Source organism: Clostridium sp., assembly GCF_051650885.1.
In the GTDB taxonomy this organism is placed as follows: Bacteria; Bacillota; Clostridia; order Clostridiales; family Clostridiaceae; genus Clostridium.
In genome coordinates this window covers 1-10,377 of the sequence record NZ_JBOFRG010000201.1, presented here as the reverse complement: position 1 = coordinate 10,377, position 10,377 = coordinate 1, and the positions used below count along the sequence as shown (strand labels likewise).

General features: G+C 30.0%; 11 protein-coding genes. 9 read left to right on the top strand and 2 right to left on the bottom strand.

The features are described 5' to 3' along the window. Positions 1-85: 85 nt before the first annotated feature. The 4 genes from ACRC28_RS09625 (at position 86) to ACRC28_RS09610 (ending at position 5,083) form a co-directional block, all read left to right on the top strand. A complete protein-coding gene (locus tag ACRC28_RS09625; protein ID WP_438543236.1) occupies positions 86-304 on the top strand; it encodes a DUF2922 domain-containing protein in 219 nt (72 codons plus the stop codon). A gap of 78 nt (positions 305-382) precedes the next feature. Beyond that, complete coding sequence (locus tag ACRC28_RS09620) at positions 383-835, top strand: hypothetical protein (RefSeq protein WP_438543235.1); 453 nt, start codon at positions 383-385, stop codon at positions 833-835. A 3-nt stretch (positions 836-838) separates the two neighbouring features. After that, the gene (locus ACRC28_RS09615; RefSeq protein ID WP_438543234.1) at positions 839-2,737 is read left to right on the top strand and encodes a DNA polymerase; all 1,899 of its coding nucleotides are present in this window, start codon (positions 839-841) and stop codon (positions 2,735-2,737) included. Between the two features lie 9 nt (positions 2,738-2,746). Then, positions 2,747-5,083 (top strand): VapE domain-containing protein, encoded by a 2,337-nt coding sequence (locus ACRC28_RS09610; protein ID WP_438543233.1) that lies wholly within the window; start codon positions 2,747-2,749, stop codon positions 5,081-5,083. Positions 5,084-5,492: 409 nt separating this feature from the next. Here ACRC28_RS09610 and ACRC28_RS09605 read toward each other — a convergent pair whose 3' ends face one another. Continuing rightward, complete coding sequence (locus ACRC28_RS09605) at positions 5,493-5,681, bottom strand: hypothetical protein (protein WP_438543232.1); 189 nt, start codon at positions 5,679-5,681, stop codon at positions 5,493-5,495. A gap of 253 nt (positions 5,682-5,934) precedes the next feature. On the opposite strand from ACRC28_RS09605, the gene ACRC28_RS09600 reads away from it, so the two are divergent. The 5 genes from ACRC28_RS09600 to ACRC28_RS09580 all read left to right on the top strand — a co-directional run bounded on the left by ACRC28_RS09600 (position 5,935) and on the right by ACRC28_RS09580 (position 9,100). After that, on the top strand, positions 5,935-6,690 hold the full coding sequence (locus ACRC28_RS09600) for a lysostaphin resistance A-like protein (protein ID WP_438543231.1): 756 nt from the start codon (positions 5,935-5,937) through the stop codon (positions 6,688-6,690). 30 nt (positions 6,691-6,720) lie between these two features. Beyond that, positions 6,721-6,888 carry a hypothetical protein gene (locus ACRC28_RS09595; RefSeq protein WP_438543230.1) on the top strand — a complete coding sequence of 56 codons (168 nt, stop codon included), beginning with the start codon at positions 6,721-6,723 and terminating at the stop codon, positions 6,886-6,888. Positions 6,889-6,901: 13 nt separating this feature from the next. After that, positions 6,902-7,087: a DUF6440 family protein gene (locus tag ACRC28_RS09590; protein ID WP_438543229.1), complete on the top strand. Its 186-nt coding sequence runs from the start codon at positions 6,902-6,904 to the stop codon at positions 7,085-7,087. A gap of 124 nt (positions 7,088-7,211) precedes the next feature. Continuing rightward, positions 7,212-8,771, top strand: a complete 1,560-nt coding sequence (locus ACRC28_RS09585) for an AAA family ATPase (protein WP_438543228.1) — start codon at positions 7,212-7,214, stop codon at positions 8,769-8,771. A 41-nt stretch (positions 8,772-8,812) separates the two neighbouring features. Continuing rightward, positions 8,813-9,100, top strand: a complete 288-nt coding sequence (locus tag ACRC28_RS09580) for a DUF503 domain-containing protein (RefSeq protein WP_438543227.1) — start codon at positions 8,813-8,815, stop codon at positions 9,098-9,100. Between the two features lie 68 nt (positions 9,101-9,168). Here ACRC28_RS09580 and ACRC28_RS09575 read toward each other — a convergent pair whose 3' ends face one another. Continuing rightward, the gene (locus ACRC28_RS09575; RefSeq protein WP_438543226.1) at positions 9,169-9,804 is read right to left on the bottom strand and encodes an MBL fold metallo-hydrolase; all 636 of its coding nucleotides are present in this window, start codon (positions 9,802-9,804) and stop codon (positions 9,169-9,171) included. Between the last annotated feature and the right edge of the window lie 573 nt (positions 9,805-10,377).

The window sequence follows — 10,377 nt, the reverse complement described above, 5'->3', positions numbered from 1 at the left end:
AAATTATGAGGTTTCTGGTTTTGGTTTAGATGAAAGTTATGACTTAGTAGAGCAACAAGCTTAATTGAAGGGGAGGGTTTAGAGTATGGAAAAGGTATTGGTAATGACGTTTGAAACAGAGTCTGGGAAGGATTTAACTGTTAAGGTTCGTGATATCCTGGATAATTTAACTAGTGAGAAGGTAAAGGCTGTTATGGCTTATGCTATCTCTAAAGCTATTTTCACTGTTAATGGAATGCCTATATTTAAGGTGCTTAAGGCTGAGGTTGTGGAAACACAAAAGACTGTTTTAGAGGTGGCTTAGGGCTTAAAGGCAATGCAAGATTTTGCATTGCCTTTTTCCAGTGTTTAAAAATAATTTTAAAAATGAGGAGGATTTTTTATGGATATTAATGTGAAGGTTAAGGTTGAAATGCCAGGGGTTATGGAGTCTTTACTTGCTTTAGCTGAAGCTTTTGAGGGATATAGAAAGGATTGTTTAGGAAGTGGGATAGATGATAGTAGAATTTTAGAAGTTGAAAAGGTGAGGGAAGAAAGTTTAAAGGAAATGCCAGTAAATATTTTAAGTGAAGCTTTAGGAAAGATTGAGAAGGATATTTTAAAGGAGGCTTTAAAATCTGTTAATAAGGATGTTTTGAGAGAGGTTTTAAGAGAGGGTGAGGTTTCTTTAGAGGAGGTTCGTTCTGTTTTAAGTCGAGTTTATAGGTCAGGGAAAAAGCTTGAGGTTTGCAATATTTTTAAGGATTTAGGTTATGAAAAGCTTATTGATGTGCCTAAGAATTTTTATCCTATAATGATTGAAATGGCTGAGGATTTAGAGAGAAGGGTGGCTTAAAAGATGAGATATTTAGCAATTGATATTGAAACCTTTAGTGATAAGGACCTTTTAAGGTGTGGAGTTTATCCATATGCAGAGTCTTTGGAGTTTGAGATACTCTTATTTGCATATGCCTTTGATGATGAAGAGGTTAAAGTAGTTGATTTTAAGAATGGTGAAAAGCTTCCAAGGGAGGTTTTGGAGGCTTTAACATCTGAGGATGTTATTAAAACTGCTTTTAATGCTAATTTTGAGAGGATTTGTTTAGAAAAACATTTAGGAATATATATGAATCCAGAGTTTTGGAGCTGTACCTCTGTTCTTTCTTTAGAGCTTGGGCTTTTAGGAAGTCTTGATGCAGTTTCTAAGTTTTTAGGAATAGAGGAAGGAAAGATGGAGGAGGGGAAGGAGCTTATAAAGTATTTTTCAATTCCTCCACGAAAAGAGATGGATTTAGAGAAATGGGAAGCCTTTAAAAAATATTGTATAAGAGATGTTGAGGTTGAGAGAAATATAAGAAAAAGATTAGAGTTTTTTAATATTACAGAGATGGAAAAGGAATTGTGGAATTTAGACCAAAGGATAAATGATAGGGGTATTTTAATTAATGAAAACTTGGTGGATAAAGCAATTGAAGGCGAAATGCTTTGTAGAGAAAAGCTTCTTAAGAGAGGAAGAGAGCTTACAGGTTTAGATAATTTTAATAGTGTAAAGTCTCTTAAAGAGTGGCTAGAAGAAAAAGGTTTAAAAACTTCAAGTCTTTCAAAGGAGAATGTTTCTAAGCTTTTGAAAAAAGTTTCTGATGAAGATGTAAGGGAAGCATTAGGCTTAAGATTAGAGCTTTCAAAGACTTCTGTTAAAAAGTATGAGGCTATGAAAAGAAGTGTATGCAGGGATGGCAGAATAAGAGGATTGTTTAGGTTTTATGGTGCTAATAGAACAGGAAGATGGGCAGGAAGGTTAGTTCAAGTTCAAAATCTTCCACAGAATAAGGCAAAGGATATTGACCTCTGCAGAAATCTTTTGCTTGAAGGAGAGTATGAGGGGATTAATCTTTTTTATGGAAGCTTTAAGGGAATGTTATCAGAACTTATTAGGACAACATTTATTCCAGAGAAGGGAAAAAGGTTTATAGTTGCTGACTTTAGTGCAATTGAGGCTAGAGTTATTGCATATCTTTCAGATGAAAAGTGGAGGCTTGATACCTTTAAGGGTGATGGAAAAATATATGAAAGGTCAGCTAGTCAATTATTTAAGGTACCATTAGAAGAGGTGGATAAGGAACTTAGAAATAAGGGGAAGATTGCAGAACTTGCCTTAGGTTATGGTGGTTCTGTAGGTGCTCTTAGTAAGATTGGAATGGAAAAGTATGAGATGGATTCTAATGAATTGAAGGGCTTGGTTGATAGATGGAGAGCTGTAAATCAAAAGATAGTTAAGTTTTGGTGGCTTATAAATAAGGTTTGTATAGATGTTATTGAAAGAAAGGATTGTCAACATGTAGGAAGGTTAATGGTTCATTTAGAAAAAGGAGTTTTATTTATAACATTACCTTCAGGTAGAAGACTTTCATATGTAAATGCAAGGCTTGGAACAAATGATTGGGGTTATAAGGAGATTATTTATGATGGAATTTCAACTGAGGGAAGACTTGAAGAAATGAAAACTTATGGTGGAAAGCTTGTTGAGAATATAGTTCAAGCTTTTTCGAGGGAGTTATTAGGAATAGCTATGTTACGGCTTGAGAAAAGAGGTTATGAAGTAGTTATGCATGTCCATGATGAAGTTGTTATAGAGAAAAATATTGGTGAGGGTTCAGTAGAAGAAGTTATAGAGATAATGTGTGAGGAAGTAGAGTGGGCAAATGGGCTTCCTTTAAAAGCAGAGGGCTTTGAATGTAATTATTATAAGAAGGAATAGGTGGTTAATATGAAAATATCAATTGGTAAAAGTAGAATGGAAAAGGTTTGGGAAAACATGGATGTAACTTGGGAGCAGTTAGTGAAAAAGTTAAGGAATACAAAAAGGACTTTTGAAACTGTAGAGGAGTTTGAAAAGTTTGAGAAGGAAAAGAGAGATAATATAAAGGATGTTGGAGGTTTTGTTGGTGGATTTCTTAAAGATGGAGTAAGAAGAAAAGGGAATGTTTTATCACGTTCCCTTATTACTTTAGATGTAGATTATGGCTGTGAGAAATTCTTTGAGAAGGTAACTTTATTAAAGGATTTTAAGTGTCTATTGTATTCAACTCATAGTCATAGAAAAGGACATGAAAGATATAGATTAGTTATTCCATTAAAAAGGGAGATAACTTCTAAAGAGTATGAGAAAGTATCAAGACTTATAGCAGAAGATTTAGGAATGGAGCAGTTTGATAAAACAACTTTTGAACCTGAAAGACTTATGTACTGGCCTTCTACTTCAAAGGATGGGGAATATGTATTTAAGATTCAAGAGGGAGAAGAGTTAGATCCAGAGGAATACTTAAAAAGGAGTAATCCTGAAAAAGATATAAGAAAAGAGATGAAAAGAAAAAAGAATCCATTAGAGAGAAAAGACATTATAGGAGCATTTTGTAGAGTTTATAGTATAGAAGATGCAATAGAAAAATTCCTAAGTGATGTATATGAAAAAACTGAATTTGAGGGAAGATATAAATATATAGATTCAAAATCAGGTGCTGGAATGGTTGTTTATGATGGAATATATTCATTTTCACATCATAGTAAGGACTTGGCTTGTGGAATTTTATGTAATAGTTTTGAATTAGTTAGAATTCATAAGTTTCCTAATTTAGATAAAGATAAATCCTTAGATAAAATGAAAAAGTTTTGTATGAAAGATGAAAAGGTACGTGACAATGTTATAGAGGGAAAATTTAAGGGGAATGAGTATGAGCCTTGGATGAAGACTTTAGATATAGATAGTAAGGGAAGGATAAGACCAACATCAAAGAATATAATTACAATATTAAGAATGGATAAAAACTTAAAAGGAATTGCATATAATGAACATAAAAATGCATTGTATATAAGAGAAGAAACTCCTTGGAGAAGACTAAAAGAAGGATTTACAGATACTGATATGGCAAATATTAAAAGCTATATAGAAATTAAATATGATATTTGGGCACCAATGAAAGTGAAAGAAGGAGTAAATATAATTGGTGTAGAAAGAGCATATCATCCTGTACAAGAATACTTAGAAAGTCTTAAACCTTGGGATGGAGTAGAAAGGGTAGATAGGCTATTAATAGATTACTTAGGTGCAGAAGATACAGCTTACACAAGAGGAATAATAAGAAAAACATTAGTTGCAGCAGTAAAAAGGATATATGAAAAAGGAGCAAAGTTTGATAGTATTCTAATCTTAAATGGACCACAAGGAATAGGAAAAAGTACATTCTTCAATAAACTAGGGAAAGAATGGTTTTCAGATAGTTTAACCCTTGGAGACATGAAGGACAAAACAGCAGCAGAAAAACTACAAGGTTATTGGATACTAGAACTTGGAGAGCTTGCAGGAATAAAAAAGGCAGATATAGAAGTAGTAAAATCCTTTGTAACAAGAACAGATGACATCTTTAGAGCAAGCTATGGAACAACAGTAGAAAGCCATTTAAGACAAGCTGTAATAGTAGGAACAACAAACAATGAAGAAGGATTCCTAAGAGACATTACAGGAAACAGAAGATTCTGGCCAGTAAAAGTTAAAAAAGGAAATAAAAAACCATGGGACTTAGAAGAAATAGATGAAATATGGGCAGAAGCACTGCATTTATATAAAAAAGGAGAAAGCCTAACACTAGGAGAAGAAGAAAGAAAAATAGCAGAAGAAAAACAACTAGAAGCAATGGAAAGCGATGAAAGAGAAGGATTAGTTAGAGAATATCTAGAAAAACTACTACCAGAAGAATGGAACAAAATGGACCTCCACCAAAGAAGAAACTACCTAAATGGAGCAGAACTTGGAGAAAAGAGAACTGGAGTAAGAAAAAGAGAAAAAGTCTGCAACATGGAAATATGGTGTGAATGCTTTGGACGAGATCCAGGAAGCCTAAGAAAAAGAGACTCACAAGAAATAACAGCCATACTATTAAAAATAGAAGGTTGGAAGCAAAACAGCATACCAATGAGATTTTCAATATATAACTTGCAAAGAGGATTTAAAAAAGTAAAGGGGGGAGAAATCTCTCCTTTGCTTTTTTATGCATTAACTGATAGAAGCAAAAATATGTTGGAGAAATTAAGGTTAAAAGATCATTAATCCATAAATACAGAATGATAGAATGGTGTATACAAGTTAAGCGAGAGTATACAAAAGCTGTATACAACCTGTATACATAAGTTTACAAAGTAAGTATACAGATGATTACCAAAATTGATTCCGTAAACAAGGAAGTAAACATAAGGAAATGTAGAGAAATAGATGGCTAAAGGCTATTTGTTTACAGTGTATACAATAAAGTATAAAGATAATAGATATATGATTATTTATGTAAAAGCTATGTAAATTACAATTAAAAGCAGAGTAAATAAGAGAATAGAAAATAGTCTGTTATTAGTAAACATAAAAGAAAAATACAAGCCCTATAGAAGAGTGCTATAAGGCTACAAAATTTAGATATTATTTAATTTCAGAATCTGTTTTAAATCAATATTGATAAATAATTATATTAAAGTTTATTTTTTGATTCAGCTACTATCAACTTATAGATGCTTGTTATTGTTAATAGAATTCCACCTATTGCTAAAAACATCTCTCCATAATTCTTTATTTCAGAAATAAAGAAGAAAAATGCACCTATGAAACTTAATAAAGATATGATGTATCCTATTATAGTAATTTTATTATTCTTATTCATCCCAATCCCTCCAATTTTTTATAGTTAGTTGTATATTAATAAATATCTATTCTATTATATAGGTTTATGGATAATTATTACAATTAATATTTTATTTTACATAAATATCGGAAGTCTACTCTTGAAATCATATATTTTAGAGCGAATATAAAAATATTTCCATAAATGTTATAATACATAATAAAGATGTAAAAAATGAGATTTAAATGGTTTAGTATATTTTAATCTCATTAATTTAAACTAAGGAGGAATTATGAAGTATATAAAGATAATATTAGTGCCTATAGGAATATTATTATTGTTTAACGTATTAACAATAATAGTAAGGCTATTTAATATTAATATTTTGAATTTACAAGGAGCAGTGGTAGAGAGGACAGGGATAATTGAAACTATAATTGTTGATATTATTGTAGTACTTATATTGTTTAGCATTTTATTTTATTATAAAAAGAATGCATTTAAAATGACTAAGATGAATAAGTTTTTTAAAGCTAAAAATTTGTATTTTATAATTATAATGATTTTAGCAAGTATGTTTATAGGGGTTATAATATCGGGAGTAATTTGTCAATTTATACCTAGGAACAAAGCTAAATTTAATAGTATAGAAGAGTTAAGATATTCTGCATTAGGATTAATGTTTACTATAATAATAGCACCAATTCTTGAAGAGATTATATTTAGAGGAATACTTTTTAACTACTTAAGAAGATATTGTAATATTGTAGTTGCAATAGTTATACAAGCCTTAACATTTGGTATATTCCATGGTGATTTTTTTCAAGGGATTTATGCTGTTTTCATGGGAATAGCACTTGCAATTATATATATGTATACCGATTCACTATGGGGAAATATAATTGGACATGGATTAGCTAATTTAATTAATATGATACTTATATTTAAAGTAGCAGTTCTGTTTTTTATTATAATTAGTATAGTTTGCATAATAATTATAATAAAAAATAGAAAAAGTATTATGAAAAAGGTTTTAAAAACTGAATAATAAGAAATCATAACTAAAGAGGAAATGTATATGGATAAAAAGAAGTTAAGTAGTACAGTAGGAGGAATTACAACTGTAATAGTATTTGTTATATTACAAATGAAAAAATATAATATGTTATATATAATAATAATTTGTATTTTAATTTTATATGGGTATAAAAAGTTAAAAAATTACTTAAAGAAAAATAATAAGTAGTGGGGTAGTTGAGATGTTTGGAAAGGTTAAAAAAGAGAAAAGATTTGTTGTTAAGGAAAAGGAGGATTTGGGAATAGGTTCAATCCATATTATAGTGGATACTGTAACTGGAGTTAATTATATGACTACTGTTGGAGTTGGAATGAGTGGAATAACACCATTGTTAGATTCAAATGGACAGGTGATTATTGATAAGTAGAATTCAATGAAAAGTTTAAAGGCTTTTGTTATAATAAATTTAAAGAAATGAGTTTAGGGAAGAGAAATAAGGATAAACTGTAAGATAGAGATTAATATAAAAAATAATTAAAGGAGGAGGAGCTATGAGAATTTATTTAAACACAAATAGAGGATTAGAGAATTATAAAACTTTATATAGAAGTGAGTATTTTGTGGATAAGTCAGGTATTATAAGTAGAATAAATAAGGTTATAGGAACAAGTGATAGATATATTTGTGTAACAAGACCAAGAAGGTTTGGAAAGTCAGCTGTTGTGGATATGCTTAGTGCATATTATTCTAAAGTAGTGGATTCAAAAGAGATTTTTGATAGTCTTAAGATTAGTGCAGATAAAAGTTATACAGAAAATTTAAATAAGTATAATGTTATAAATATTAGTTTTAATGAAATTCCAGAAGATAGAAGAAGTTATGAAGAGTATATAAAAAATATCATAAGTGAAGCTAAACGTGAACTTATAGAAGTTTTTAATATGGAGAATGTTAGTGAAAGTGATAGTCTAAGCAGAGTGATAACTAAAACAGATGAAAAATTTATATTCATTTTTGATGAATGGGACTATATCTTCAATAATAATTTGTTTGAGGAAAATCAAAATGACTTTTTAGAATTTTTAAGAGGACTTTTAAAAGATCAACCTTATGTAGCACTTTGTTATATGACGGGGGTTTTACCTATAAAAAAATATTCAAGTGGAAGTGCACTTAATATGTTTGATGAGTTTACTATGCTTAGTGATTCCTTTTTTGGAGATTATTTTGGATTTACTGAAGATGAAGTTAAAAAACTTTGTGAAAATGAAAAAAAGATATCTTTTGAAGAAATAAGTGATTGGTATAATGGATACCTTAATGAGGATGGGGAAAGATTATTTAACCCAAGGTCTGTTGTAAAGGCACTTCAAAGTAAGAAGTGTAAGAGCTATTGGACTAATACTGGTGCTATGGATGAAGTTACAGAATTACTTAAATATAATACATTAGAAATCAGAGATGATGTTATAGAAATGGTTTCAGGAGATGAAATTGATATAACAATAAGAGAAGAATTTAGAGCAGGGCAAGGTGCCCCAAGGAACAAGGAAGAAGTGTATTCAGCTATGATAGTGCTTGGATTTCTATCTTATTATGATGGATATTTAAAAATTCCTAATAAAGAACTTATGCTAGAGTTTCAAAAAGCATTATCAGATAAAAGCTTTGGATATGTTTCAAAGATAGTAGAAGATTCAAAAAAAATGTTAAAGGCAACAGTTAATAAGGATATAAAGGTTGTGGAGGAAATTTTGCACAATGTGCATAATTCAGAAATTCCAATATTACAGTATAATGACGAGAATAGCTTATCCTGTGTATTAACATTAGCCTATCTTTCAGCAAGAGATACTTATAGAGTTGAGAGAGAAGAGAAAACAGGAAAAGGTTATGCGGATTTTACATTTACTCCAAGAAGAAAAAATGATATTCCTTTTATAGTAGAACTTAAAAAAGACGCAAAGCCTGAAGTTGCATTAAATCAAATTAGAGAAAAGGAATATGCACAGAAATTCAAAAGGGATAATGAAGGGAAAAAGATTTTAGGTGTAGCAATTTGTTATAATTCTAAAGAAAAAGAACATGAGTGTATGATAGAAGAATTATAAATATTAAAAATAGAGTTTGTTGATATACGGAGGTGCTTAATATGAATGTATTAGTTTTAGAGGTTAAAATCAGAGTTGCATATGTCCATTCTTTGAAGGAGAAGAGGATGATTTTGAGGAGTATTAGAGATAGGTTAAAGAATAATTTTAATATTTCTATTTCAGAGGTTGGCTGTAATGATGATCATAAAACTATTCTTTTAGGTATTTCAAGTGTATCTAATGATAAGAATCTTCTTCAAAATACTGAGGAGAAGATTATTGACTTTATTGAAGCCAATTGTGATGGGGAGATTATTGATACCTTTTCTGAGTATGAAAGATATTAAAAATATAAAAAACTACTACAAAAATGCTTTTGCAAAATTGTAGTAGTTTTCTTTTTATAAAATCAGAATTATTTCCAAGAGTTATAGTATGGGTTGTATCTTTTCTCAAATCCGATTGTTGTGCTAGGGCCGTGTGCAGGATGAACAGTTAGTGAGTCTTCTTGACTATCTATAAGTCTAACTACACTTTCCTTTAAATCTTCTATATTCCCTGTTTTAAGGTCTGATCTACCAACTGAACCTTTAAATAGTGTATCACCAGAGTATAAATCATTTTCAAATTTATAGCATACTCCACCAATAGTGTGTCCTGCAGTTGGTATGAATGTGATTTCTTTATCTCCTAAAGGTAATGTATCTCCAGCTTTAAGTTTTATAAATTCTCTTCCATCTAGGTTATAGTGTCTTTTAATACCACGCTCATTATATAAGTTATGATAGTTATCCATAAATAAGTCATACTCTTTTTCATAAAGATATATAGGAACATTGTATACATCAGTAGCACTTATGTGGTCAAGATGTGAGTGAGTTAAAAGTATTCCTTTAACTGTTAGGTTATTTTCTTCAACTATTCTTTGTATTTTTTCTTTTTCATATCCAGGGTCAACAAGGTAACATTCACCTTTATAATCTATTATATAAGTATTCATATCTATATATTGGTTTTTATAAATTTCACCATTTACTTCAATTTTAAACATATTCAAAACTCCTTATGCTTTATTTTATAGTTTAATTATAAATCTAGGAAGGTCTCTTGAAAATTACTGACTTTTTTGTGGGCACAAAAAACTACTACAAAAATGCTTTTGCAAAATTGTAGTAGTTTTTCTTTTTTAAACCGCTTATAAAACTTTTTTAAGCTTTATAAGCCTAGATACTCTGTTGGACTGTCTCCAACTTCATTAGCTTTTGAAGCTTCTTTAGTATGAATGTTTTGGTTACTTTGACTATTCATCTTAATGACCTCCATTCAATAGGTTTACGATAATAGTATGTGCAGATATAAAGATATTATGCTAAAAAAGGCTTGGCAAATTATAGAATAAAAGGGGTTTATAAATCTTAAAATTATTGAAAAAGAAAAGAATCTATCACAATTGCTTGTGGTAGATTCTTTCTTTTGATAAAGCACGCTTATAAAGCTTAACTAAGGCTTTATAAGCCTAAAAAATCTGTTGGACTATCCTCAACTGCATCGGATTTGGATGCTTCTTTAGTATGAATGTTTTGGTTAATTTGATTACTCATATTAATGACCTCCTCATTCGAAA